The organism is Streptomyces sp. 8K308, from assembly GCF_004348315.1.
Lineage (GTDB): Bacteria > Actinomycetota > Actinomycetes > Streptomycetales > Streptomycetaceae > Streptomyces.
Genome location: NZ_SMKC01000003.1, coordinates 22368 through 48551, shown reverse-complemented (window position 1 = coordinate 48551; position 26184 = coordinate 22368). Strand labels below are relative to the sequence as shown.

Below are 26184 nucleotides of genomic sequence, written 5' to 3'. Positions count from 1 at the left end.
GGGTGAGCGGGTTCGCCTTGGCGGCCTCGCGCCTGGCCAGCAGCGCCGCCCGCTTGACCTCCAGATAGGCGCGCAGCCCCGGTTGGGGGTCGTCGGCCGTGCCGAGCAGATCGTCCGTCGACTTCCTGGTCGTCTTGGTGGTCGTGGTCATGCAAGGGCGCTCCTTGTGACAGGGCGTCCGTTCTTCCGGAGACAGTGCCGGAGAAACGGACCTGAACGAGGAAGGAAAGAGGGAAAGAAAGGGGAAGACGCGGAAGAACGGCGTCACGCGGCAGGGCGACGCCGATGGGTACACCGTGCCCGTGCGACGGCGCGGGCCGCCTGATCAGGCGTGACAGAGAATGCTTGAGACCCGCAGCAGATCGATGTGCCGGCGCAGCACACGGGCCATGCCGACCAGCCGGACGGGCGCGTCGTATGGGTGCGATGCCACGACGTCCCCTTCTCCCGGCGCGATGTGGCCCGACAGTAACCAGGGGCCTTTTCCCTCTTCAAGCGGCGTATCACGTGACGGACAACCGTATCCGGCCGAAGGGAAACGGGGTTTTCGTCCATTCGGTTTTCCCGCTCCGCCCCGGGACGCCTCGTGGGAGACTCCGGGAATGCGGCGCCTACGACGGAACGGCCATGACGCACCACGCGGCCTGGAGGTCCAGCGGGTTGACGCGCACACGTACGTCGTCGCCGGCAGCGACGTCAACTGGGTCGTCGTGCGGGACGGGGAGGCCGCGACGCTGATCGACGCCGGCTATCCGCACGACCACGACCGGGTGTGGCCTCGCTCGCCGCGGTCGGGGTGGCGCCCGAGGGGGTGGCCGCCGTGCTGGTGACGCATGCCCACACGGACCACATCGGCGCGGCGGAGCGCCTGCGCTCCCGCTACGGCACGCCGGTGCTGACGCACCCCGATGAGGTGGCGCACGCCAGACGGGCCCTCCCCGACCAGGTGCGCCCCGACCAGGTGAGCCTCGGGCAGGTCGCCGCCCGGGCGTGGCGGCCGGCGGTGCTGTCCTGGGCCGTGCGGGCCGTCCGGGCCGGGGCGACCGTCAACGTGCCGGTCGCCGAGCCGCGGCCCTTCCCCGCGCCCGGCCGCCTCGACCTGCCCGGGGGACCACTGCCGGTGCACACCCCGGGACACCCCGTGGGCACTGCTGCTTCCTGCTGCCGGACAGCGGCATCCTGGTCAGCGGCGACGCGGTGGTCACCGCGCACCCCACCTCACGGAGGCGCGGTCCCCAACTGCTGCCCGGCATGTTCCACGCGGACCGCGACCGGGCCCTGCGGTCCCTGGCGGCCCTGGAGGCGCTCGACGCGGAGTGGCTGCTGCCCGGCCACGGCCCGGCGCTGCGGAGCAGCGCGCGGGCCGCGGTCGCCCGGGCCCGCGAGACGAGCGGAACCACCGACCCCTGACTACAGTGAGTAAGTGAGTGAGCTGGCGCGGGCCGCCCCGGCGGCTCGCCGACCGGCCGAGGGAAGGTGTGGGCATGGCGGAGCGGATCACCTGTCGCAGGGTCTACGAGGACACGTCCGCGAAGGACGGGAAGCGCGTGCTCGTCGATCGGGTCTGGCCGCGCGGGCTGAGCAAGGAGGCGGCGCACCTCGACGAGTGGCTGCGGGACGTCGCGCCCTCCACGGAGCTGCGCCGCTGGTACGGGCACGAGCCCCACCGGTTCGCCGAGTTCCGGCGCCGCTACCTGGCCGAGCTGCGCGACCCCGAGCACCGGGAGGCCGCCGGCCGGCTGCGCGACCTGGCCGACCACGACCGGATCACCCTGCTGACCGCCACCCGCGATCTGGACCACAGCCAGGCCGCCGTCCTCGCGGAGTGGCTGGCCGACGGCACCTGACCGCCCCCGAAGGCGCGGTCAGGTGGCGGGGCGTCAGGCCATGGCGCAGGCGTTGCCGCTGAGGGCGAAGGCGGTCGGCGCGGCGTTGGTGCCGCCCCGGTTGGCGATGAAGCCGAGGGTGACCGAGCCGGCCGCCGGGATGGTGGAGGTGTAGGCGGCGGGCGCCACGCTCACGTTGCCGCCGCTCTGCGTCGCCGTGCCGCCCCACATGTTGCTGATGGTCTGGCCGTTGGCGAAGGCGAAGGTGAGCGTCCAGCCGTTGATGGCCGTGGTGCCGGTGTTGCGGATGGTGATCTCGCCCTGGAAGCCGCTACCCCAGTCACCCACGACCCGGTAGCCGACGCCGCAGGTCGCGCCGGGCGTGCCGCCGCCCGTGGTGGTGACGCTCACCGTGGCCGAGCGCGCCGAGCGGTTCCCCGCGGCGTCGCGCGCGTACACGGCGAAGGTGTAGGCGGTGTTGGCCGTGAGACCGCTGACGGTGACGCGGTTGGTGGTGGAGGTGGCGACGGCGCTCTCGGTGCCGCCGTTGACGCGGACGACGTCGTAGGCCGTGACGCCCACGTTGTCGGTCGAGGCCGCCCAGCCCAGGGTGGCGGAGGTGGCGGTCACGCCGGAGGCGGTCGGCGTGCCGGGAGCGGTCGGGGCCTGGGTGTCGGCCGGGCCGCCGCCGCCGAAGATGGTGGCCTCGCGCGAGGTCTGGGTGATGCCGTTGACGCCGTTGAAGATGCGCTGGCCCCAGGTGCTCAGGTTGTCGGGGTCGAAGCCGATCGAGAGGTCGAGGATCGGGTCGGTGTTGCCGCTCCACGACCAGGCGAGGTAGCCGAGCCCCAGCTGTTGGGCGGTGGCCAGGATCGTGTCCTCGTCCGGGTCGCCCCACTGGTCGGCGGGACCGCCGAACTCGCCGATGACGATGGGCAGTCCGACGTTGACGTAGGCGTTCAGGTAGTCGGTGATCGACTGGGCGGTGCTGTAGACGCTGTACATGTGGATCGAGAACAGCAGGTTGCCCGTGGGGTCGGCGTCGTACACGGTCCGGGCGTTGGCCCGCATGACGCCCTGCCAGTCCTGCCCCCAGTTGGGCGCGTCCACCATGATGGTGTGCTCGAACCCGGCGCCGCGCAGCTTCTGCACGGCGGCGATGGTGGGCGCGGTCCAGCCGGCGGGATCGGTGTTGCCCCAGGGCTCGTTGCCGATGTTGATGATGACGTAGTCCTCCTGGCCGACCAGCACGTCCCGCAGGCTGATCCAGTAGTCGGCCGCGCTGTCGAGGGTGCCGGCGGCGGCCTCCTCGCCGTAGCCGGTGGTGTCGTGCACCTCGAGGACGCAGATCATCCGGTTCTGCTTGCAGAGGTTGATGACGTTGGCGACGTCGGCGGCGTCGTTACGGGTCCAGCGGTCGCCGTTGGAGAGGACGACGCGCACGGTGTTGGAGCCGTACTCCTTGATGTCGGCGAACGACTGGGTCTGGTTGGTGTACCAGGTGTGGGCGTGGTTGACCCCGCGCATGACGAAGTCGTTCCCGTTGCGCTCCACCAGGCGACCGTCGCTGATGTGCAGCCCGGTGGCCTGCGCGCTCGGCGGCTCGGCCGGCGCGGCCTGGGCGGACTGGCCCAGGCCGAAGAGCGTCGCCAGGGCGGCCAGGAGGGCGACGAGCGCCCGCGCGCGCGTCCCGGTGGTCCTCGCCCTGGTCCTCTTTCGGTTGTTCGTTCCGGTTCTCGATCTCACTACGGCTCCCTAGAGTGGTCGGTCGAGCACGGTGCGACGCGGCGCCTTGGGAGCGCTCCCAAACAGCAGACTGCGCCGTTTTCCGAAGCCGTCAAGAGCCGGCGGCGGAGCGGCCTGACTTTCGTTGCGAAACCCCTCTGACGGTGAACGTCCCCGCGGCCGCGCGGTACTTGCAAAACCGAGGACGTCACGCCTATGGACACCGCTCGAACGCCGGGGCTAAGTTCTGCGCCGAAGCCAACCCCCCAGCCTGACCAGCGGGTTGGCGCGGCCGGAGGACACCGGCCGACGCTGATCGACCGGAACGGAAGAACCACTCATGCGCGGACGCGTTCCGCGCCGACTCGCCGCTCTCGCCGGCGTGACGGCGCTGCTCAGCTCGTGTGGCATCGGCGGCGGGGGCGACGGCGTCGTCACCCTGGACTTCTGGTGCTGGGGCGACGTGCCGTCGGCACGGGTCGAGGCGTTCAACGCCGCGCACCCCGACATCCAGGTGCGCCGCACCGACGCGGGCGGTGGCAACGACTCGGCGACCAAGCTGCTGACCGCGAGCCGCGCCGGCAACGCGCCGGACGTCACGTGCGTCGAGTACCAGACGATACCGGCGCTCGTGGTCTCCGACGTGCTGGCGGACATCGCCGACCACGTCGACGGAATCATCGACGAGTTCACCGAGGAGACCTGGCAGTTGACCAGCTTCGAGGGCCACGTCTACGGCGTCCCCGACGACGTGGGGCCGATGGTGCTGCTCTACAACCGGGCCAGGTTCGAGGAGCTGGGCCTCGCGGTGCCCACGACCTGGGAGGAGTTCGCCGAGGTCGCGGCGGAGGCCAGGGAGCGCGATCCCGACACCTATGTCGCGACGTTCTCGCCGACCGAGTTCGGCAACTTCGCCGGGCTCGCGCAACAGGGCGGCGCCACCTGGTGGGAGGTGGAGAACCGCGACTGGACGGTCGGCATCGACGACGCGGCCTCGCTGCGGGTGGCCGAGTACTGGCAGGACCTGATCGACCGTGACCTGGTGAGCGCGGAACCCCTGTTGACGCCCGAGTGGAACAACCGGGTCAACCGGGGCGAGGTGTTGACCTGGCCGGCCGGCCTGTGGTCGCCGTCGGTGATCTACGGCATCGCGGAGGCGCAGGCCGGCGACTGGGCCATCGCCCCCCTGCCGCACTGGGCCGGCGAGTCCGACGCGGTGGCGTTCCAGGGCGGTTCGGCGCTGGCCGTCACCAACGACGCCGAGGACGTGGCGGCGGCCGTCGAGTTCGTCAGCTGGATGGAGACGGCGCCCGAGTCGACGGACCTGCAGATCGCCGGTGGCCAGTACCCGGCCTCCCTGAGCGGCCAGGCGGCGGCCGAGCTCAGCCAGCCGCCGGCGCTGACGGCCGGCCAGGAGGACTACTGGGACGTGGCGACCGCGGCGGCCAGGAACACCGTGCCCCACATCCAGTGGGGGCCGAACGTGACCACCGCGAGCGACGCCTACGGTGACGCCTTCTCCGCGGCGCTCCGGGACGGGACCTCGCTGACCGACGCGCTGCGGCGCACCCAGCGGGAGGTCGTCGCCGAGATGGAGCGCGTCGGCTTCCACGTCACCGGCTGAGGCCCGGGCCCGCCGCCCCGCGCCACGTCGCGCCGAGGGGCCGCCGCCGGTCCCCTCCTCCCTCCCGTCTCCCACTCCCGTCACCAGCCCGGAAGGCAGCCATGCCACGAACCACCCCGCCGCCGCGCGGCACCACCGCCAGACGCGGACTCGGCGGTTTCCTCGCCCCGTACGTCTTCCTCACCCCGGCGCTCGGCCTCTTCCTCGCCTTCCTCGCGATCCCCGTGGGGTACGCGCTGTACCTGAGCGTGCAGGGCCTGCGGATCGTCGACGAGGGGGTCTTCGGCACCCGGCGCGAGGTGTTCGTCGGGCTCGCCAACTACACCGACATCGTCACCGACGGCACGTTCTGGGCCGGGTTCGGGCGGATGGCCCTGTACGGGGTGATCGCCGTGCCGCTCACCCTGAGCGGGGCGCTGCTCTTCGCGCTGCTGCTCGACCACGGCGGCGCGCGGGCCCGCCGCTTCTCCCGGGCCGCGATCTTCGTCCCCTACGCGGTGCCGGGCGTCGTCGCCTCCCTGTTGTGGGGCTTCATGTACCTGCCGTCGACCAGCCCCTTCTCCTACGTCGCGGAGCGGTTGGGATTCGGCACGATCCCGTTCCTCGACGCCGGCGGGATCTTCCCCTCGCTGGCGAACGTCGCCATCTGGGGCGGCATCGGCTTCAACATGATCATCATCTACACGGCGCTGCGCGGCATACCGTCCGAGCTCGCGGACGCGGCACGCGTCGACGGCTGCTCCGAGTGGCGGCTCGCCTGGCGGATCAAGGTGCCGCTGGTGGCGCCGGCACTGGTGCTGACCGGCCTCTTCTCGCTCATCGGCACGCTCCAGGTGTACGGCGAGCCGACGATGCTGAAGCCGATGACCATCGAGATCTCCGAGACCTGGGTGCCGCTGATGCACGTCTACCGGGACGGGTTCATCCGCGACGACCTGCCGATGGCGGCGGCCGGCTCGGTCGTCCTGGCCGTCGGCACCCTGGTGCTGTCGCTCGCGCTGCTGCGGGTCACCCAGCGCCGCACGTTCGGGGGGCTGCGGTGAGCGCCCCGGCCGCCGAGCCGCGGCGCCCGCTGCTCCTCCCCCACCAGCGGGCCCGGGTGGTGCCCACCGTGGTGCTGCTGATCGGCGCGTTCTACTGCCTCGTTCCGATGGCGTGGATCGTGGTCGCGGCGTCCAAGTCCCCGGCCGAGCTGTTCTCCACCTTCACCTTCAGCCCCGGCACCGGCCTGGTGGACAACCTGCGCGAGCTGTTCGCCTACGAGAACGGGGCGTTCGGGCGTTGGGCGCTCAACAGCCTGCTGTACGCGGGCGTCGGCTCGCTGCTGTGCACGCTGATCTCGACCGTGGCCGGATACGCCTTCTCCCGCTACGAGTTCCCCGGCCGCACCGCGCTCTTCTACCTGATCCTGGCCGGGGTGCTGCTGCCCGGCATGCTGCTGGCGATCCCGCAGTACATCATCATGACCAAGGTCGACATGGTGGGGAGCTACTGGTCGGTCCTGCTGCCCGGGCTGATCTCGCCGTTCGCGATCTACCTGGCCCGGGTCTACGCGGACGCCGCGGTGCCGCTGTCGACGATCGAGTCGGCGCGGATGGACGGGGCGAGCGAGTACCGCATCTTCGGGACCATCGCGCTGCCGATGATGCTGCCCGGCATGGTGACGATCTTCATGCTCCAGTTCGTGGGGAACTGGAACAACTTCCTGCTGCCGTACGTCATGCTGTCCGACGAGAGCCGGTTCCCCATCAACGTCGGCCTGTACACGCTGCTTTCGAAGGGGTCGGGCGAGCCTGCCCTCTACAGCGTCGCGATCGTGGGCACCGCCGTCTCCATCGTGCCGCTGATCGCGCTGCTGCTCTTCCTGCAGCGCTTCTGGCGGCTTGACATGATCAGCGGAGGTTTGAAGGGGTGAGCTCGCAGCGGTCGGCCATCGAGGCCTGGCGCTCCGCGCCGAGGACCGCGCTGCCGGTGCTGCGTGAGCTGGTGATCCACGGGCCGCAGTCGCGCACCGACCTGGCCAGGCGGCTCGGTCTCTCCTCCGGGAGCCTCACCCGGCTGACCAAGCCGTTGCTGGCGGCGGGGCTCGTCGTGGAGCGCGACGTCCGGCACGACCCGGTCAACGGCCGGCCCACCCGGCCGTTGGAGGTCGTCGCAGACCGGCTGCTCTTCCTCGGCCTCAAGCTGACCAGCGACCGGGTCTACGCCGTGCTCACCACGCTGCGCGCCGAGATCGTGGCGCGGGAGAGCGCGCCGCTGACGGCGCCCAGCCCGGACGAGGTGGTGGCGGAGGCCGGTCGGCTCGCGGCCCGGCTCACGGCGGCCGGCGGCGCGGCGGTCGCGGCGGGCGTCACCTTCGGCGGGGACGCGGCGGTCCCGGCGCTGGTCGAGGAGAGCGAGCTGGTCAACTCCGGCATCCTGGGCTGGCAGCGGGTGCCGATCCGCCGGCTGCTGGCGGACCGGCTCGGCGTGCCGTGCTTCGTGAAGAACGACGTGGCCGCGCTCGCCGACTCCTACCACTGGTTCGGGGAGGCGCGCGGGGTGCGCGACTTCGCGGTGGTCACGGTCGGGGACGGCGTGGGGTACGCGCTGTTCGCGCACGGCCGGGCGGTGCGGATGACGGAGGCCGATCTCGGGGAGTTCGGACACCAGATCCTCGACCCGGGCGGGCCCATGTGCCCGGACGGCCACCGGGGTTGCGCCTCCTCGTACGTGACGACGCGATCGATCCTGATGACCGCGGCCCAGGGCATGCGCCGCTTCCCCACCTACCCGGAGGTGCTGCGGCTGGCGGCGGCCGGGGACCCGGTCTGCCGGGAGGCGGTGCGGCAGGCGGCGTGGGCGCTCGGCGTCATGATCGCCAACGTGGTCAACGCCACGACCGTGAAGACGGTGATCCTCACCGGCGAGGCGGTGGACGTGGCCCGGGTCCGGCGCGCCGACCTGGAAGCGGGGCTCGCCGCGCGCCGCCGCGACACCGCCGGGATCGACGTGGCGGTGCGGGCCCAGGACTTCCACGACTGGGCGCGCGCCGCCGCGGCGGTGGCCATCCGCGCGCACGTCGCCGACGCCGCCTGACCCCGCCCGGCGGGCCCGGTCAGGTCAGTTCCCCCCGCCGCGGGGCCTCGTCGGCCAGTGCCTCGTACCCCCAGTCGGGCGCCGACTCGGCGGGGTGCAGGGGTCCGGAGCGCAGGAGGGCCCACAGTCCCGCACGCGCCTCGGCGCGGCTGATGGCACCGGCGAGGTGATCGCGCAGCACGCCCCGGGCCCGGCGCAGTTCGGGGGCGACCGCCTCGGCCAGTGACTCCTCGGGCGGCCCGGGGAGGTCCGGCACCTGACGACCGTCGTCGCAGCACAGCTCGGCCGCCGCGTGCCGGACCAAGACCTCTTCACTGAGCAGGCTCCCCGCGCCACTGATGTCGACCATGACGCGCACCGCACGGTCGAGTGTCGCGGCCGCTGCGCGTCGCGCCGAACATCTCGGTGGCCGTGGGCCTGGACAGCATGGCCGAACTGCTGCCGCAGCTCGCCGTGCGCGACGTGGACCGAGCCGATCGGGAGCGCAGGGCCCGCACCACTCACCGGCTCGTAACACAGCTGCAGGGTCTTGTCGAGGTGGACCAGGCGCGCGATGCGGTCGGGGTGGTGCGGCGAGGTGATCGCGACCAGCTTCCTGGCGGCCCGCACCGCGTCCTCCAGCAGGCCCGTGTCCTGGGGGCCTGTTCGAAGAGATCCACGAGCATCAGGCTGAGGTTGGCCAGTCGGTTCGGATACCCCGGCCGGCTCTGCGACGTGGCCTCCACGGCTTCGCGGGCCAGGCTCGATGCTTCTCTCAGTTGCGCCGGGTCACGAGTGTGTTGGTACATGGAGAACAGGGCCACGGAGAGGTCGGAGACGCGATCGCCGCGCTGTGGAGCCTGCTTCGGGGTCGCCTCCACCGCCTGGCGCAGCAGCATGAGGGCCTGCCTCAACGGCGTCAGATCTCCGGTGTTTCCGTACCGTGCCAGCAGCGCCGCTCCGCGACGCGCGGTCTCATCCGTGTCCACAGCCGCCCAGCCCCCGTGAGATACCGCGTTCGGCGTCAGAGCGACACATGCTAGTTCTCCCGAACCCGCGGAGTGAGGTGTTCGGCGAGGTTACGGCCGGTGGTGGGGTGAGCGGCCCGCCCGTTGGTGCCGGGCCGTCAGGACAGGGACGCGGTGGACTCCCTGATCACCAGGCGGCTCGGCACGGTCTCCACGCCGGAGCGCGGGTGGCCCTCGATGGCGCTGAACAGCGCCTGGGCGGCCGTCCTGCCAACCTGTTCGAGGTTGAGGTCGACGCTGGTCAGCGGCGGGCGGGTCCCAGTTGTCGAAGCCCAGCACCGCCACGTCCTCCGGCACCCGCCGGCCGCGCTCGCGCGCCGTCTCCACCACGCCCCTGGCGATCTGGTCGCTGCCGCACAGGATGGCGTCCAGGGTGGGGTGCCGGTCGAGGAGCATGCCGGCCGCCGCCCTGCCTCACCCCTCCGACCAGCTGCCGAAGAGGACCTCGCCGACGAGCGGCAGCCCCGCGTCCGCCAGGGCGGCCACGGCGCCCTCGGCCCGCTCGCGCGCCGCGGCGTAGCCTGGGTCGCCCGAGACGTGGGCGATCCTGGACCGGCCGCAGGCCAGCAGGTGGTCGACAGCGAGCCGCCCGGCGCCGACGCTGTCCGGCACGACCGACAGGTCGGCCGGGTCCGTCGAGGGGGCGTAGGCGTAGACGACGGGCACCGGCAGGTCCCGGCCGAGCGAGGACCTGGGGTCGGTGCGGCTGCCGACCACGATCAGGCCGTCGACGCGGCGGCCCAGCAGCGCCTGCAGGTGGTGCTGCTCGCGGAGCGCGTCGCCCCTGGCGTCGCACAGGAAGACGGCGACCCGGCCCACCCCGAAGGCGTCCTCGGCGCCCATCAGGATGGGGATGCTGAAGCGGCCCTCCAGGTCGCCGGTGAGCAGGCCCACGGTGCCGGTGCGGCCGGCAGGCAGACCGCGCGCCATCGGATTGGGTTGGAAGGAGAGCCGCTCGGCGGCCTCGATGACCCGCCGCCTGGTCTCGGCGCGCACCTGGCTGCGCCCGTTGAGCGCCTTGGACGCGGTGGCGAGGGACACCCCGGCCAGTCGGGCGACGTCGCTGAGCTTGGCCGCTGGTGGCCGGGACGGGCGGTCGCTGGCCAGAGCCGGTGCGCGTCGACGGCTCCGACATGTACTTCTTCCGGGACGCGCAGACGGGAGCTGCGGACGGCGTCGGCGTGCCGAGCTCATGGGTCATCGAGTGGTGGGACGGCTCGGGCTGGCGTGCGGTGACGGACCCCAGCGGATACGGGACGGCGGAGAACGCGTACAACGCGACCGACTTCGACCCGGTGACCACCGGCCGGCTGCGGGCCAGGCTGACCGGCCACCCCAACCTGGCGGTGGGCGTCCAGGAGTGGAAGGTGTACGCCCAGGCGCCCGAGGAGGTGCGCCCGGTGCACGTGCCGACCACCGTGGGCGTGGTGCCCGAACTGCCGGACCGGGTCACGCTGGTGTTCCCCGAGGGCGCGGCGAGTGAGGCGGCGGTCAGCTGGCAGTCGATCACCGAGGAGCAGGTGGCGCGGGGCGGCACCAGCGTGCGGGTGACCGGCCTCACTCAGAGTCCGCCGCTGGCCGTGACGGCCACCGTGTGGGTGCGGGTGACGGACGCCGTGGAGATCACCAGCGTCGCCGAGGAGCGCCTGCGCACCACGGCCGGCGTCCCGCCCGCCATGCCGGGGACCGTCACCGCCACCTACAACGACGGTTCGAGGGACAGCTCGGTGGTCGTCGACTGGGCGGACATCCCGCCCGGTGACTACGCGCGGCCCGGCACCTTCCAGGTCGCCGGCACGGTGGCCGGCACCGGCATCCGGGCCACCGCGACCGTGACGGTGCTCGACGACGCCTGACCGTACGGCGGTGGAGCGATGGGGGTGTGGACCAGTCGTGAGCGTGCGGCAATATTCCTAGAGATTCTTGGAATTCTGCCGGGGTCGCACATGGAACACCCCCATCCTCCATCACAACCGAATTTACGGCGAATTCACCGGGCCAGTTCGACAATGCCGATCGATTCCGCTTAGGCTGCCAAGTCCGCAGGTCAGAGGGGGTTCACTGCCCCTCCACCAACAATGCGCGGACATCTCACCAGCACTTCACAAGCCCCTGGAGAATTCGCCCATGCCGGAAACCGAGGGAAATTGGAGCAATCGGCTGACGGCGCTGCCCGACCCGGCATGGCACGAGGCGCTGCTCGCGCTGATCGCCGGACAGGTGGCGGCGGCGACCGGCCGGCCCGACTCCGCGGCCCTCGACCCGGCCGCGCCCTGGCGCCGGCTCGGCGTCTACCGGGAGGTGGCGGGACGGCTGTGGGAGGGGCTTGCCGAGGCGACCGGACTCGACCTGCCGGCCACGCTGTTCTTCGACCACCCGAGCCCACGCGCGGTCGCCGAGTACCTGCGGTCCCGGCTGCTCGGCACGCCCGCCACGGCCAAGGCGGAGGCGCCGGAGGACGGCGCGGGCGCGCCGGTCGCGGCAGCCGGGGAACCGATCGCCATCGTCGGCGCCGCCTGCCGGCTGCCGGGCGGCGCGGACTCCCCCGAGGCGCTGTGGCGGCTGGTCGACGAGGGTCGGGACGCCATCGGCGGGCTGCCGGAGGACCGGGGCTGGGACCTCGACGCGCTCTACGACCCGGACCCCGGGCGGCACGGCACCGCCTACACCAGGCACGGCGGTTTCCTTCCGGGCATCGACCAGTTCGACCCGGCGTTCTTCGGGATCAGCCCGCGGGAGGCCAAGGCGCTCGACCCGCAGCAGCGGCTGCTGCTCGAACTCTCCTGGGAGGCCGTGGAGCGCGCCGGCATCGATCCGCACACGCTGCGCGGCTCCCGCACCGGCGTGTTCGCCGGCGTCTCGCTCCAGGACTACGGCCCGGCCTGGCACGAGGCGCCCGAGGAGGCCCAGGGGCAGATGCTCACCGGCAACGCCCTGGGCGTCATGGCCGGCCGCGTCGCCTACACGTTCGGCTTCGAGGGGCCGGCCCTCACCGTCGACACCCAGTGCTCGTCCTCGCTGGTCGCCGTGCACCTGGCCGGGCAGGCGCTGCGCTCAGGCGAGGCCGACCTGGCGCTGGCCGGCGGCGTGACACTGATGTCGACCCCCGGCATGCTGCTCGAGTTCAGCAGGAAGCGCGGTCTCGCGCCCGACGGCCGGTGCAAGGCGTTCTCCGCGGACGCCGACGGCACCGGCTGGGCCGAGGGCGCCGGGGTGCTGCTGCTCGAACGGCTCTCGGACGCCCACCGCAACGGCCACCGGGTGCTGGCCGTGGTGCGCGGCACCGCCATCAACCAGGACGGCGCGAGCAACGGTCTCACCGCCCCCAACGGCCCTTCCCAGCAGCGACTGATCCGCCAGGCGCTGGCCAACGCCGGGCTGCTGCCGGCCGACGTGGACGCGGTCGAGGCGCACGGCACGGGCACCGCGCTCGGCGACCCGATCGAGGCCCAGGCACTGATCGCCACCTACGGCCAGCACCGGCCGGCGGGCCGGCCGCTCCACCTCGGCTCGCTCAAGTCCAACATCGGCCACCCGCAGGCGGCGGCCGGCGTCGCCGGGATCATCAAGATGGTGGAGGCCATGCGGCACGGCGTGCTGCCCAGGACGCTGCACGTGCGCGAGCCGTCCCCGCACGTCGACTGGTCGGCGGGCGACGTGCGGCTGCTCACCGAACCGGTGCCGTGGAGCCGCGCGGGCCGCCCCCGCAGGGCCGCCGTCTCCGCGTTCGGGGTCAGCGGCACCAACGCCCACGTGGTGCTCGAGGAGGCGCCGGACGCCGAGCCGCCGGCCCCGACGGCCCCCGTCCCCGTGGTGCTCTCGGGCCGCACCGCGGACGCGCTGCGGCAGCAGGCGGAGCGCATCGGCGGGCACCTGGCCGAGCGCCCCGAACTGACGCCGCTCGACGTGGGCTTCACTCTCGCCGGCCGGGCCCGCTTCGAGCACCGCGCGGTCGCCGTCGCGCCCGACCGCGACCGTCTCGTCGGCCAGCTCGCCGCGTTGGCCGCCGACCGCTCGGCGGCGGGCCTGGTCAGCGGCTCGGTCCGGCCCGCACTGCGGCACGGCGGGCCGCGCGGCAAGCTGGCTCTGCTGTTCACCGGGCAGGGCAGCCAGCGCCCCGGCATGGGCCGGGAACTCCATGCCGCCTACCCGGTGTTCGCGAGGGCGCTGGACGAGGCGTGCGCCCGGATCGACCCCCATCTGGAACGGCCGCTGCGGGACGTGATGTTCGCCGCCGAGGGCTCGCCCGAGGCCGCGCTGCTCCACCACACCGCCTACACGCAGCCGGCGCTCTTCGCTCACTCCACGGCGCTGTTCCGGCTCGTCGAGTCCTGGGGTCTGGCCCCTGACCTGCTGGCCGGCCACTCGATCGGCGAGCTCGCCGCCGCCCATGTCGCGGGCGTCCTCTCGCTCGACGACGCCTGCCTGCTGGTCGCCGCCCGGGGCCGGCTGATGCAGTCCTGCCGGGCCGGCGGCGCCATGGTCGCGGTGCGGGCCGGCGCCGACGAGATGCTGGAGTCGCTGGCCGGCGCCGAGGGCCGGGTCACCGTCGCGACCGTCAACGGTCCGCTGGCCACCGTGATCGCCGGCGACGCCGAGGAGGTGACCAAGATCGCCGAGACCTGGGCGGCGGCCGGCCGCAAGACCCGGCGTCTCGAGGTCAGCCACGCCTTCCACTCGCCGCACATGGACGACATGCTCGACGCGTTCCACGAGGTCGCCCGGCGCGTCACCTACCGTCCCCCGACGCTGGCCGTGGTCTCGACGCTCACCGGGGAGCCGGTCGGCGAGCGGGAGCTGTGCACGCCCGAGTACTGGGTGCGGCAGGTGCGGGAGCCGGTCAGGTTCCTCGACGCGGTGCGCCGGCTGCACGCGGAGGGCGCCGGCGCCTATCTCGAACTCGGCCCGGACGCCGTGCTGTCCGCCCTGGCCCCGGGCTGCCTGCCCGAGGAGCCGGACGGTGCGCCCCCGGTCGTGGTGGCGGCCGCCAGGGCCGGCCGCCCGGAGCCCACCACCCTGCTCACCGCGCTGGCCGAGCTGCACGTGCACGGCGTGCCGCTCGATCTGCGGGCCCCCTACGAGGGCTCCGGCGCCTGCCACGCCGAGCTGCCCACCTACGCCTTCCAGCGCCGCCGGTACTGGCTCGACCGTCCCGCCGCCGCGCCCGCGGCCCGTCGGCGGCGCCGGCCGGCCGAACCGGTCGACCTGCGCTACCGCGTCGAGTGGCGCCCGCTGACCCCGCCGCCGACTCCGGCGCCCGACGCCCTCACCGGCGTCTGGCCGCTGCTCACCCCGCCCGCCGGGGTCGACGACGAGCTGGTCAACCGCCTGTCCTGGGTGGTCGAGCGCCTCGGCGGCGAGGTCGTCAGGCTGCCGCTGTCCGCCGAGGACGCCGACCGGACCCGGGTGGCCGAGGCGCTGGAGAAGCGGGTGCTGGCCGAGGGCAGCACCATCGGCGGCGTGCTCTCGCTGCTCGCCCTCGACACCGCGCCGCACCCGGAGCACCCGGTGCTCACCCGGGGCGCCGCGCTCACCTGCGCCCTGGCCCAGGCACTGGCCGACCTGGCGGTCGCCGCGCCCCTGTGGTGCGTCACCAGGGGCGGGGCGCGAGCCTCGGACCCGGAGCCGGCGCCCGACCCGCAGCAGGCGCTGGTGTGGGGGCTCGGCCGCACCCTGGCCCTTGAGCGCCCCGACGGCTGGGGTGGGCTGGTCGACGTGCCGGCCGAGGTGGACGACGTGTCGCTCGGTTGGCTCGGCGCGGCGCTCACCGCGCCCGGCGGCGAGGACCAGCTCGCGGCCAGGCCGGCGGGGCCGCTGGTGCCCCGCCTGGTCGCGGCCGGTCCCGCGCCCGCCGCCGCGGAGCCCTGGCGGCCGCGCGGCACGGTCCTGGTCACCGGCGGCACGGGGGCGCTGGGCGCCGAGGCGGCCCGCTGGCTGGCCGCCAACGGCGCGAGCCGGCTGGTGTTGACCAGCAGGCGCGGCATGGACGCGCCGGGCGCCCAGGAGCTGCTCGCGGAGCTCGGCGCGTCCGGCACCCAGGTGACCGTCGTGGCCTGCGACGTGTCGGACCGCGAGCGGTTGGCCGGGCTGCTCGACTCGCTCCCCGCCGACCAGCCGCTCACCGGGGTCGTGCACGCGGCCGGCGTCGTCGGCCGGCTCGCCCCGCTGACCGAGCTGACGCTCGACGAGTTCGCCGCCATCCTCGCCGGCAAGGTCGCCGGCGCCGTCCACCTGGACGAGCTGCTCGCCGAACGCGGCGTGGCGCCCGAGCTGTTCGTGCTGTACTCCTCGATCTCCGGCGTGTGGGGCAGCGCGGGCCAGGCGGCGTACGGCGCGGGCAACGCCTTCCTCGACGCGCTCGCCAGCCGGCGCAGGGGCGCGGGGCTGGCCGCCACCTCGGTCTCCTTCGGGCCGTGGGCCGAGGCCGGCATGGGCGCCGAGCCGGGGCTGCGCGACTTCCTGCGGGGCCGCGGCCTGCCGCCGCTCGACCCGGCGGTGGCGGGCGCCCTGCTGTGGGAGTCCGTGACCCGCGGCGAGACCGGCGTCACCGTCGCCGACGTGGACTGGGAGCGGTTCCTGCCCCTGTTCACGGCCGCGCGCCCGGGTCGGCTCTTCGCCGACCTCGACGCGGCGTACCGGCTGGCCGGAGGGGCCGCCGAGGAGGCCGAGGACGCCGCGCCCGCGTCGCGGCCCGGCCCGGCCGAGCTCGCGGCCCTGCCCGAGACCGAGCGCTCCCGTCGGCTGCTCGACCTGGTGCGCGGCGAGGCGGCCGTGATCCTCGGGCACGCGACGCCCGAGGAGGTCGACCCGGAACGCCGCTTCCTCGAACTCGGCTTCGACTCGCTGGCCTCGGTCGAGCTGCGCAAGCGCCTGGTGACCGCCACCGGCCTGATGCTGGCCACCCCGGTGGTGTTCGAGCACCCGACGGCGAGCGACCTCGCGCGCCACCTCGGCGAGCTGACGCTGCGCGCGGCGAGCGCGGCCCGCCGGGAGCGGGAAGCCGACCGGCCCTCATTCGGAGTGCGCGACCTGTACCGGCAGGCCTGCGAGATGGGCAAGTTCGCCGAGGGCGTCGACCTGCTGCGGGCCGCCGCCAAGCTGCGGCCGGTCTTCCGCGCGTCCGAGGAGTTCGGGCCGATCGAGCCGGTGCGGCTGGCGACCGGTCCCGCGGGGCCCGCGCTGGTCTGCCTGCCCTCCATGGTCGCCCCCTCGGGACCGCACAACTTCGCCCGGCTCGCCCTGCACCTGCACGGCCTGCGGGACGTCCACGCGCTGCCGCACCCAGGCTTCGGTGACGACGAACTGCTCCCGGACACCAGCGAGTTGGTCATCGACATGCACGCCGACGCGATCCAACGCGCGTTCCCCGACACCGGGGTGGCGCTGGCCGGCTACTCGTCGGGGGGCTGGCTGGCCCACGCCGTGGCGGCCCGCCTCGAGGCGCGCGGCGCCTCGCCCGCCGCCGTGGTGCTGCTCGACACCTGGTTCCCCAAGGACCGGATTCCCGAGGAGCAGATCGAGGGCCAGCTGCGCGGCATAGCCGTCAACGACCAGGCGTACGCGCTGATGACGGAGGCACAGGTCACCGCCCAGGGCGCATATCTCGACCTCTTCGACGGCTGGCAGCCGGCGGCGGTGGGCGCGCCGGTGGTGCTGGTGCGGGCCGGCGAGCGGATGCCGCAGGCGCCGAGCGAGGAGGCGGCGGGCGACGGGCGTTGGACCACCGCGTGGGAGGTGGAGCACGACACGATCGATGCTGTGGGCAACCACCAGACGATGATGAACGAGCACGCGGAGTCGACGGCGCGGGCGCTGCACCAGTGGCTGGAGGCGAACCGGGGATGACGTGGCCGAAACTCGCCGCGTCACCCCAGGGCGTCACAGGAAGACATGATCCCGCCACACACGGCGATCGCGAGGGGACGTCGCATGGTGTTCGGCGTGCGACGCGTCCAGAGATCGACTGACGACATCCGGACCACCCTCGCGGCGCTCGCGACCTCGGTCCACCTCGGCTTCGACCGGATGGCCGCGAGCCTCAACCAGGCGCGGCAGGAGCTGGGCGAGCGGATCGACGCCGTGGAGGCCGAGATCCGCTCGCTGCGGCTCACCGCGCAGACCTCGGCCGCGGGCGAGGAGATCAGGCGGGACATCGGCACGCTCCACACCCTGATCGAGGGATGGCGGGCCGAGGCCGCCGCCGTCCGCGCCGAGGCCGAGACGACGCGGCGGGCCCTGGAGTCCGCGGTTCGCGGGCCGGCGGGCGGCGGGCGAGGAGGGCCGGCCGAGGCGGCCGACGGCGAGCCCGACCGGCACTCCTCGCTGTTGCTCGCCTCCGCCGGCATCGCCTCGGTGACCCTCACCTGTCACCGGGACCTGTGGGCCTTCCTCATCGAGAAGGCCGGGCACGAGCGGCACTTCAGGGTGCCGGGCGAGGTGCGGGACGCCGAGCGGGGCAGCGTGCGGGTCACGCTGTCCGGGCGGACGTTGATCGCCGCGTTCACCGCGCTCGGGGAGATCCGCGACGCCGACGCGCCGGCCGGCGACCGGGCGTTGGCCCACGAGCTGTACGAGGCGTTCGCCGACGTGGTCGCGGCGGCCGCCGCCGGCCCGCGCATGGCTGACGGCGGCGAGGTGGCGGTCGTCATCGACCGCTCTCCGCGGGAGGACACACCGGGCGGTGATCCCGTAATGGGCTGAACTCGGCCATCCCGGGCCGGTTCACAGCAGGCCGCGCTCCGCCAGGTTGCGCATCAGGGCGCGCAGCCCGAAGGTCCAGGGGGTGGCGCCCTCGCTGGTGGCGACGGTGTTCACCAGGGCGCCGAGCCGCGGGCTCGAGATGCGCACGATGTCGCCCTGGGCGTGGGTGAAACCGGCGCCCGGCGCGTGCCGGTCCTCGGTGGGGGCGAACAGCGTGCCGGTGAATAGCACGAACCCGTCCGGGTGTTGGTGGTGCGCGCCGTGTGTGGCGGCGACGAGCTCCAGCACGTCGCGGCTGATCTCGCGCATCGAGCTGCGGCCCCGCAGCACGTACCCCTCGGGGCCCTCTATCAGGAGCTCGATGTCAAGGTCGCGCACCGCGTCGAGGTCGAAGTCGCGGTCGAGCAGCCGGACGAACGGGCCGATGGCGCACGAGGCGTTGTTGTCCTTGGCGCGGGGCAGCAGCAGCGCGCTGCGGCCCTCGACGTCGCGCAGGTTGACGTCGTTGCCGAGGGTGGCACCGCGCACCCGGCCGCGCGAGTCGACGACGAGGACGGCCTCTGGCTCCGGGTTGTTCCAGCCGGAGGAGGCGAGAACCCCGACGTCCGCGCCGGTGCCAACGGCGGAGAGGACCGGGGCCTTGGTGAAGACCTCCGGGTCGGGGCCGATGCCCACCTCCAGGTACTGCGACCAGAGCCCCTCGGCGAGCAGCAGTTCCTTGGCCTTCTCGGCCTCGGCCGAGCCGGGGCGGATGCGGTCGACAGCGCCACCCACCGCCCGCACCACGCGCTCGCGCACCCGGGCGGCCTGCGCCGGGTCGCCGCCGGTGCGCTCCTCGATGACCCGCTCCAGCAGGCTGCTGGCGAAGGTGACGCCGGCGGCCTTGATCACCTGGAGGTCGATGGGGGCCAGCAGGTGCGGCTGGTCGTGGCGGCCGGCGGCGGTGGCGTCGAGCAGGTCGCCGAGGCGCCAGGCGCGCCCGCCGGGCGCCCGGCGCACGACGTCCTCGGCGTCCTCGCGTTCCATCAGCTCCGAGACGGTGGACGCGTGGCCGGTCAGGTCGACGACGAGCCCGTCGCGCACCGCGGCCACGCAGGGGCCGCCCCATTCTGGCTCGTGGACACGGGCGACGAGGGCGGCCTGCTCGGCGTCCCGCGGCAGGACGGTCTCGGGGGTCAGGCCCTGGGCCACGGTGGTGCCTCCTGTCATGGTCGGGGACGGACGGTCAGTGGGAGTCGCGGGGCACCTCGTGCCCACGGCAGCCGCGGAGGAAGTCGAAGTCGGCGCCCCGGTCGGCCTGTTCGACGTGCTCGGTGTAGAGCCAGGTGTAGCCGCCGTGGTGCCGGGGGGCGGGGGGCGTCCACTCGGCGCGGCGCCGCCGGAGTTCGGCGTCGTCGACGTCGAGGCGCAGGGTGCGGCCGGGCACGTCGAGGACGATCGGGTCGCCGTCGCGGACCAGCGCGAGCGGCCCGCCCACGGCGGCCTCCGGGGTGACGTGCAGGACCACGGTGCCGTAGCCGGTGCCGCTCATCCGGCCGTCGCAGACCCGCACCATGTCGGTGACGCCGGCCTTGAGCAGCTTGGTGGGCAGCGGGACGTTGGAGACCTCGGGCATGCCGGGGTAGCCCTTGGGGCCGGCGTTCCTGATGACGAGCACGGTGTTCTCGTCGACGTCGAGGTCCGGGTCGTCGGCCACCGCGTGGTACTCCTCGGGCGAGTCGAAGACGCGCGCCGGGCCGCGGTGGGTGAGCAGGTGGGGGGAGGCGGCGGACTGCTTGATGACGGCGCCGTCGGGGCAGAGGTTGCCGCGCAGCACGGCGGTGCCGGTGCCGGCGGGCTGGAACGGCGCGTCGAGGCGGGTGATGACGTCGGGGTCGAAGTTCTCCGCGTCGGCGACGTTCTCGGCGATGCCGCGCCCGGTGACGGTGAGCTGCTCACCGTTGAGCAGCCCGCCGCGGTGGAGTTCGGCGAGGACGGCGGGCAGCCCGCCGGCGTAGCAGAAGTCCTCCATCAGGTACTTTCCGCTGGGCATCAGGTTGACCAGGGTCGGCACGTCGCGGGCCAGGGTGTCGAAGTCATCGGGGGTGAGGTCCACGCCGACCCGGCCGGCGAGGGCGGTGAGGTGGATGATGGCGTTGGTGGAGCCGCCGATGGCCGCGTTGACGCGGACGGCGTTCTCGAAGGCGCCCCGGGTGAGGACGCGGGAGGGGCGCAACTCCTCCTCGACCATGGCGACGACGCGGCGCCCGGCGGCCTGGGCGGTCTCCATGCGCCGGGAGTCGACGGCCGGCCAGGTGGCGGAGCCCGGGAGCTGCATGCCAAGGGCCTCCGCCAGGCAGGCCATGGTGGAGGCGGTGCCCATGGTCATGCAGTGGCCGTTGGAGCGGGCCATGCAGCCCTCGGCGAAGAAGCACTCCTCCTGGGTCATCCGGCCGGTCTTGAGCTCCTCCTCGAACTTCCACACGTGGGTGCCGGAGCCGACGTCCTCGCCGCGGTACTTGCCGTTGAGCATGGGGCCGCCGGTGACCATGACGGCGGGCAGGTCGACGCTGGCGGCGCCCATGAGCATGGCGGGCGTGGTCTTGTCGCAGCCGGAGAGCAGCACCACGCCGTCCAGCGGGTTGGCGCGGATCAGCTCCTCGACCTCCATGGCCATGAGGTTGCGGTAGAGCATGGCGGTGGGGCGCATGAGCGTCTCGCCGGTGGCCATGGTGGGGAACTGGAGCGGGAAGCCGCCGGCCTGCCAGACGCCGCGCTTGACCGCCTCGGCGACGCGGGTGAGGTGGGCGTTGCAGGGGGCGAGTTCGGAGGCGCTGGTCGCGATGCCGATGACCGGGCGCCCGTCGAACACCTCGGGGCCGAAGCCCTGGTTGCGCATCCAGGACCGGTACACCATGCCGCCGCGGCCGCTCGCGCCGAACCAGGCCTGGCTGCGGCGGGCCGGCTGTTCGCCGTCCGTCATCTGGGAGTCTCCCGTGGTCTCTCGTGGTCTCTCGTGTCGTGTGCTTCTGTCGGTCGCCGGTGGTTCCCGGGTCGGTGCGGGTCAGAAGTGCAGGTCGATCTGCTGGCGCACGGTCAGCACGGACAGCACGCCGAACAGGCCGACTCCCCAGACCAGGGCGGCGGCCCGGTAGCCGCGCACCTTCAGCGGGGTGGGCAGGGCCTTGCGGTTGAGGTAGAGGAGCAGCCCGGAGTAGACGAACATCATCATCCCGGCGACGCAGGCGGAGACGATCAGCAACACGAGGGGCTGGTCGAGGCCGAGCGCCAGGATGGTGATCCCGATGACGACCAGGCCCCACACCAGCCAGAAGTAGAGCCGGCCCTCGGGGATCCGGGAGTCGCGCAGGTAGGTCGACTTGAGGACGTCGGCGGCCAGCCTGCTGGTGTAGTCGACGATCCCGGTGGCGGCGCTGAACAGCGAGAAGGCGCCGATCAGCCAGAACAGCACGCCGAACCAGCTGCCGACCTGGGCCTTGAGCACCTCGCCCTCGGCCTCCACGAAGCCGACGTTGTTGGCGAGGCCCTCGGTGCCGAAGAGGGTGGAGTGGGCGAGCAGCGAGGCGAGCACGATGGTGACGACGGTGGTGAGGCCGAAGGTGATCGCCTGCTCGATGTTGGCGAACCGCCACCAGCGGTTCCACCGCGCCAGGTTCTCGCCCTCGGGGACGAAGACGTAGCCGGTGGTGTCCGTGGGGGCGGCGGCCTCCTGCTTCTTGCCGGTGACGGGGCTGACGAGGCGGGGCACGTAGTGGCCCATGCCGAAGCCCTTGTCGCGGATCCAGTTGCTCTGGCAGAGGTTCTGGCCGCCGCCGGCTCCGGCGTAGGCGAGCGCTCCCATCAGGACGGCGACCCCGAGTTCGCTGGGGAACTGGCCGATGTGGGTGACCGCGTCCGGGAGCTCGCGCCAGCTCGACGCCTTGATCGCGAGGAAGACCGCCAGCAGGAAGAAGCCGCCGATGAGGGCGACCTTGACGAACAGCATCCGTTCGAGGGCGGTGTAGACGACGGGCGCCAGGGTGAGTATGGCGCCGATCAGCAGCAGGAGGCAGACGGCTATCACGGTGGGATCGCCGCCGAAGACGTAGGAGAGCATGGTGGCCGAGCTGGTCGTCCAGCCAGGCCAGAGGTTGGCCGCGTACGTCAGGCCGACGAGGACCGCGCCCCAGTGGCGCCAGTAGCGGTTGAAGCCGGTGATCGCGGTCTCGCCGGTGGCGAGCGTGTAGCGCTCGATCTCCATGTTGAGGAACCACTGGGTGACGACGCCGACCACGGCTCCCCAGAGGAAGACGAGCCCGGCCTGGGAGGCGATGTACGGCCAGAGGATGAACTCGCCCGAGGACAGGCCCACGCCGGCCGCCACGATGCCGGGGCCGATGATCCGCCACATCTTGCGGGGCGGTTCCGGGAGCGGCCGCACCTCGGGCCGTGGCAGGTTGCGGGTGCTCATGGGGAAGGGAGCGGTGGGACGGTTCGGGGTGCTGACTTCGTCGTCGGCATGCGTCATGGGGGGAACGCCTCTCATCGACCAATGGAGCGGAAGGTCGCGTTAACCTGAGGGCAATCATTAAATGATTCGACGAATGGCGTCCAGAGGGTGGGCAAAGATCGTGATGCGGTACCGGACCATGCACCAGCGGGTGGTCGACGAGCTCGGGCGGCGCATCGTGGGCGGTGGGTGGGAGCCGGGGCGGCCGCTGCCGGTCGAGGACGTGCTCGCCACCGAGATCGGGGTCAGCCGGGGCGCGTTGCGAGAGGCGGTGAAGGCCCTGGCGGCCAAGGGCATGTTGCAGGTGCGGCCCCGGACGGGGACGCGGGTGCTGCCGCCCGAGCACTGGAACCACCTCGACCGTGACGTGCTGCGCTGGCAGCAGGAGGGCGACTCGGCGGCCATGCTGCGGGACACCGGCGAGCTGCGGCGGATCGTCGAGCCGGAGGCGGCGCGGCTGGCCGCCGGCCGGGCGCGCCCCGCCGAGCTGCGGGCCCTGAGCGACGCGCTCGCGGCCATGGAGGAGGCGGCTGCGCGGCCCGGGCGGGCCGGGTACGTGGAGGCCGACATCGCCTTCCACCGCAGCCTGCTCGACGCGAGCGGCAACCGGCTCCTCGGCTCGCTGGGCCGGGCCATCGACATCGCGCTCCAGCACAGCTTCGCGGTGAGCACTCGGACCCCGGGGGCGGTCGAGGCATCGCTGCCCGCCCACCGCGCGATCGTGGCGGCCGTGGAGCGGGGCGATCCGGAGGCGGCCTCGGCGGCGGTGCTCGGCATCATCGAGGCGGCCGAGCGGGAGATCGCGGTCTCGCCCGGGCTGCCGTCGGCCTGAGCAGCGCGGCCGCCGCTCAGGCGGTGACGGTGAACTCGCCGCTGGTGCCGGCGATGGGGCGGACGGCGCCGGTGAGAGAGCGGGCGTCGCCGGCGTACCGGACGCGGTGGGCACCGGGATCGGCCTCCGGCGGGATGTCCCAGGTGATGGTGATCCGGGAGGCGGCGAGCCCGTCGCGGGCCCAGTGCAGGGTGGTGGACCAGTCGGCGTCGTCGGCGACCGTGGCCCACCGGCCGTCGGGCAGCCGTCGCTCGACGCACAGGTAACTGCCGCCTCGGCGAAGATCGTTGGACGGATGGGCGCCGGCGAAGACGACGGTGATCCGCTGTCCCGCCCGGTAGACGGCGTTCGGTTGGGTGAGCACGTCGCCGAACTCGTGGCCCGGCGGCGGGGCGTCCAAAACGACGCCCGGCTGGAAGGACAGCGCGCTGCCGGAGTGGTCGGGGGTGCCGGGCCCGGGTGACACCGGGCGCCCGTCACGCATGGCCACCGCGAGCGTGGCGAACGTCTGTTGCAGCGCGGGGAGTTGCCAGCGTCCGAAGAGGGTGCTGCCGCCCTCGTACTGCTGGGCGTCGTACTCCTCGGGGGTGGTGACGTAGTGGAAGTAGCCGTTGGCGTAGCCGGCCACCAGCACGTCGCGCGGGTCGGCGCCGACCGCCGCCGCGACGGTGCGCCGCAGCCGCAGGCCGGCGCCGATGGTGACCTCGCCCGGCACGCCGAGCAGGTGGAGTTGGCCGACGCGTACCAGCTGGATCGGGAAGCGCTCCGGCACCCAGGGGAAGAGCGCGTTCATGGCGCCGATGGGCACGAAGACGTCCTTGGGGGCGTGCGCGGCGCGCAGCTCGGGCGAGACCGTGTAGACGAGCGTGTCGGAGACGAAGTCCCAGAAGGCGTTCTCGCCTTCGACGAAGCCGGGGAAGGCGGGGCCGTCCTCGGTGCTGCCGGCGGCCATGGCGGCGCCGACCGCCGGCTTCGCGGTGCGGTGTGGGCGGCCGTCGCCGGTGAACTCGGCGTCGACGGCCACGTCGGAGAGGTCGAGATGGATCAGCCGAGAGTCGACCGGGCCCGCAACGGCGGTGCCGGGGGCGGCCGCCTGCTCGGCGGCGGCCCGGTACTGCGCGAGGCCGTTGGCCCTGGCGGCCGCTAAGTCGGCGGGGGTGGTGGGCGGCCGCAGGTCGAGGTTGGGCGACATGTCGCCGGCGTTGGTCTGGGCGAAGGCCGCGACGAAGTCGGGGCCCGCCGGCGCGAGGTAGTCGCCGCCGGCCACCACGCGCTCCCAGTGGTAGGCGGCGTACCCCTTGTTGTCGGTGGAGATCAGCCGGTTGTCGCCGGAGAGGCTGGTGCCGTGGGTGGCGAACCAGTTGACGGCGCCGACCGGGCGGCCGCCGCGCTCGACGCGCAGCAGCGTGCTCTGGGGGTCGATGGCCTCGGGGAAGTGGTCGGTGATGTCGGCGGGGTTGCGGGCGAAGGCCGACCGGGAGCGGTTGACGCTGGCGCCCCGCAACGTGCCGTGGCCGAGCACGAGCCGGGACGGGGCGAGGTCGTCGTGGGCGCGGGCGACGGCCTCGACGACGCCGTCCACGAGGGCCGTGAACGTGGCCCGGTGGAAGCCGAGGGTGGTCAGGTTGTAGAGCGCGTGGTGGGAGTGGCCGCCGGGGCCCGCGTGGCTGTGGGTGGCGGCGAGCAACACGTTGCGGGCGGTGTACAGCTCCCCGTGGCGATGCCGCAGGCGCCGCAGCACCTCCTGGTGCACGCTGGCGAAGATCATCGCGACCTCGACGACGACCAGGGCGACGCGCTCGCCGCCGGCGCGGTCCACGATGACGAAGGCGCGGGCCCTGGTGCGCGAGAGCAGCCCGGCGGCCTGCTGGTCGGGGCGGCCGTAGCCCATCATGCCGACCTCGGCGATCTCGCCGGTGGCGTCGGCGATGCCCCGGCCGACGAGGTAGGGCGCCTGGTCGTCGGCGGCGTGCGCCCGCCGGGTGGGGAGGGTGCCGAGCAGGCCGGCCCCGGCCACGGCGGTCCCGGCGCGCAGGACGTTCCTTCTGCTGGTGTGGCGTGGCATCGTTCGCTCCCGTCTGGTCGCGTCCTGCCCCCGTCTCCCTCGGTCCCAGAGTGGCGCCGGCCCGGCAAGTTGTGAATATGTATCACGTTCACTTTTTGGCCTAGCATGCGTCTGAGCACGGTTCAGTCGCCGTCATCGGCGCGGCGGACGTCAGGGAGAAGAGGACATGCTGCTGCAACGCGAGCGTGAGGAACTGGCGGCCGCCGGCCGCAGGTTGGCCGCGAGCGGCCTGGTCATCGGGACGAGCGGGAACCTGTCGGTGCGGGTGGACGAGCTGGTGGCCGTCACGCCGACCGGCGGGGTGATCAGCGAGCTGACCGCCGACATGATGACCGTCATCGACCTCGACGGGCAGGTCGTCGACGGCGAACTCGCGCCCACCTCCGAGGTGCCCATGCACCTGGCCGTCTACCGGTCCACCGGCACCGGGGCCGTCACGCACACCCACGCGCTCGCCTCCACGGCCGTCGCCTGCACCCTGGACGAGATCCCGGTGGTGCATTACGCGATGCTGTCGCTCGGCGGCACCGTCCGCGTCGCGCCCTACGCCACCTACGGCACCGACGAGTTGGCGGCGCACGTGGTCGCCGCGCTGGACGGCCGGCAGGCCGCGCTGCTGCGCAACCACGGCTCGATCGCGCTCGGCTCCACCGTGGAGAAGGCCGTTGCCAACCTCGAACTCACCGAGTGGGTGGCGGAGTTGTACGCCCGTTGCCTGGCGCTCGGCACCCCGCACCTGCTGGACAAGAAGGCCCAGGAGGCCGTGATCACGCAGGCGCTCGCCGGCGACTACGGAACGACCAGGAAGTTGTGAAGGGCGGCTGTGAAGGGACCATGC

General features: G+C 73.4%; 16 protein-coding genes and 2 pseudogenes. 11 read left to right on the top strand and 7 right to left on the bottom strand.

The window, feature by feature from the left end; translation table 11 throughout:
* The first annotated feature begins 602 nt into the window (after positions 1-602).
* Both E1265_RS01035 and E1265_RS01030 read left to right on the top strand, forming a co-directional pair.
* Positions 603-1410, top strand: a pseudogene (locus tag E1265_RS01035) (MBL fold metallo-hydrolase).
* Positions 1411-1484: 74 nt separating this feature from the next.
* Positions 1485-1847 (top strand): DUF488 family protein, encoded by a 363-nt coding sequence (locus E1265_RS01030; RefSeq protein WP_132928272.1) that lies wholly within the window; start codon positions 1485-1487, stop codon positions 1845-1847.
* A 33-nt stretch (positions 1848-1880) separates the two neighbouring features.
* On the opposite strand, the gene E1265_RS01025 is transcribed toward E1265_RS01030, so the two are convergent.
* On the bottom strand, positions 1881-3479 hold the full coding sequence (locus E1265_RS01025; RefSeq protein WP_243740451.1) for a cellulase family glycosylhydrolase: 1599 nt from the start codon (positions 3477-3479) through the stop codon (positions 1881-1883).
* Between the two features lie 412 nt (positions 3480-3891).
* Between E1265_RS01025 and E1265_RS01020 the strand changes: the two genes are divergently transcribed.
* The 4 genes from E1265_RS01020 to E1265_RS01005 all read left to right on the top strand — a co-directional run bounded on the left by E1265_RS01020 (position 3892) and on the right by E1265_RS01005 (position 8253).
* Positions 3892-5175, top strand: a complete 1284-nt coding sequence (locus tag E1265_RS01020) for an extracellular solute-binding protein (protein WP_132928271.1) — start codon at positions 3892-3894, stop codon at positions 5173-5175.
* Between the two features lie 101 nt (positions 5176-5276).
* Positions 5277-6218 carry a sugar ABC transporter permease gene (locus tag E1265_RS01015; RefSeq protein ID WP_132928270.1) on the top strand — a complete coding sequence of 314 codons (942 nt, stop codon included), beginning with the start codon at positions 5277-5279 and terminating at the stop codon, positions 6216-6218.
* A complete protein-coding gene (locus E1265_RS01010) occupies positions 6215-7090 on the top strand; it encodes a carbohydrate ABC transporter permease (protein WP_243740449.1) in 876 nt (291 codons plus the stop codon). The genes E1265_RS01015 and E1265_RS01010 overlap by 4 nt, the downstream gene beginning before the upstream one ends.
* On the top strand, positions 7087-8253 hold the full coding sequence (locus tag E1265_RS01005; protein WP_132928269.1) for an ROK family transcriptional regulator: 1167 nt from the start codon (positions 7087-7089) through the stop codon (positions 8251-8253). The genes E1265_RS01010 and E1265_RS01005 overlap by 4 nt, the downstream gene beginning before the upstream one ends.
* 19 nt (positions 8254-8272) lie before the next feature.
* Here E1265_RS01005 and E1265_RS01000 read toward each other — a convergent pair whose 3' ends face one another.
* Together E1265_RS01000 and E1265_RS00995 are read right to left on the bottom strand one after the other, a co-directional pair.
* Positions 8273-8602 (bottom strand): hypothetical protein, encoded by a 330-nt coding sequence (locus tag E1265_RS01000; protein ID WP_132928268.1) that lies wholly within the window; start codon positions 8600-8602, stop codon positions 8273-8275.
* 756 nt (positions 8603-9358) lie between these two features.
* A pseudogene (locus E1265_RS00995) lies at positions 9359-10367 on the bottom strand (LacI family DNA-binding transcriptional regulator).
* On the opposite strand from E1265_RS00995, the gene E1265_RS00990 reads away from it, so the two are divergent.
* From E1265_RS00990 to E1265_RS00980, 3 genes are all read left to right on the top strand, one after another.
* The gene (locus tag E1265_RS00990; RefSeq protein WP_243740448.1) at positions 10340-11116 is read left to right on the top strand and encodes an Ig-like domain-containing protein; all 777 of its coding nucleotides are present in this window, start codon (positions 10340-10342) and stop codon (positions 11114-11116) included. The pseudogene E1265_RS00995 and the gene E1265_RS00990 overlap by 28 nt on opposite strands.
* A 271-nt stretch (positions 11117-11387) precedes the next feature.
* Entirely contained in the window at positions 11388-17105 is a 5718-nt protein-coding gene (locus tag E1265_RS00985; RefSeq protein WP_132928266.1) for a type I polyketide synthase, read from the top strand.
* Positions 17106-17201: 96 nt separating this feature from the next.
* Complete coding sequence (locus E1265_RS00980) at positions 17202-17960, top strand: hypothetical protein (protein ID WP_132928265.1); 759 nt, start codon at positions 17202-17204, stop codon at positions 17958-17960.
* A 21-nt stretch (positions 17961-17981) separates the two neighbouring features.
* On the opposite strand, the gene E1265_RS00975 is transcribed toward E1265_RS00980, so the two are convergent.
* From E1265_RS00975 to E1265_RS00965, 3 genes are all read right to left on the bottom strand, one after another.
* Complete coding sequence (locus E1265_RS00975) at positions 17982-19151, bottom strand: fumarylacetoacetate hydrolase family protein (RefSeq protein ID WP_243740447.1); 1170 nt, start codon at positions 19149-19151, stop codon at positions 17982-17984.
* Positions 19152-19185: 34 nt separating this feature from the next.
* On the bottom strand, positions 19186-20922 hold the full coding sequence (locus E1265_RS00970; RefSeq protein WP_132928263.1) for an IlvD/Edd family dehydratase: 1737 nt from the start codon (positions 20920-20922) through the stop codon (positions 19186-19188).
* A gap of 81 nt (positions 20923-21003) precedes the next feature.
* A complete protein-coding gene (locus E1265_RS00965; protein ID WP_165953611.1) occupies positions 21004-22467 on the bottom strand; it encodes an Nramp family divalent metal transporter in 1464 nt (487 codons plus the stop codon).
* A gap of 76 nt (positions 22468-22543) precedes the next feature.
* Here E1265_RS00965 and E1265_RS00960 point away from each other — a divergent pair, with 76 nt between their 5' ends.
* Entirely contained in the window at positions 22544-23281 is a 738-nt protein-coding gene (locus E1265_RS00960) for a FadR/GntR family transcriptional regulator (protein ID WP_132928262.1), read from the top strand.
* A gap of 16 nt (positions 23282-23297) precedes the next feature.
* Here E1265_RS00960 and E1265_RS00955 read toward each other — a convergent pair whose 3' ends face one another.
* On the bottom strand, positions 23298-25346 hold the full coding sequence (locus E1265_RS00955) for a neutral/alkaline ceramidase (RefSeq protein WP_132928261.1): 2049 nt from the start codon (positions 25344-25346) through the stop codon (positions 23298-23300).
* A gap of 166 nt (positions 25347-25512) precedes the next feature.
* Between E1265_RS00955 and E1265_RS00950 the strand changes: the two genes are divergently transcribed.
* Entirely contained in the window at positions 25513-26160 is a 648-nt protein-coding gene (locus tag E1265_RS00950) for a class II aldolase/adducin family protein (RefSeq protein WP_132928260.1), read from the top strand.
* The last annotated feature ends 24 nt before the right edge of the window (positions 26161-26184 follow it).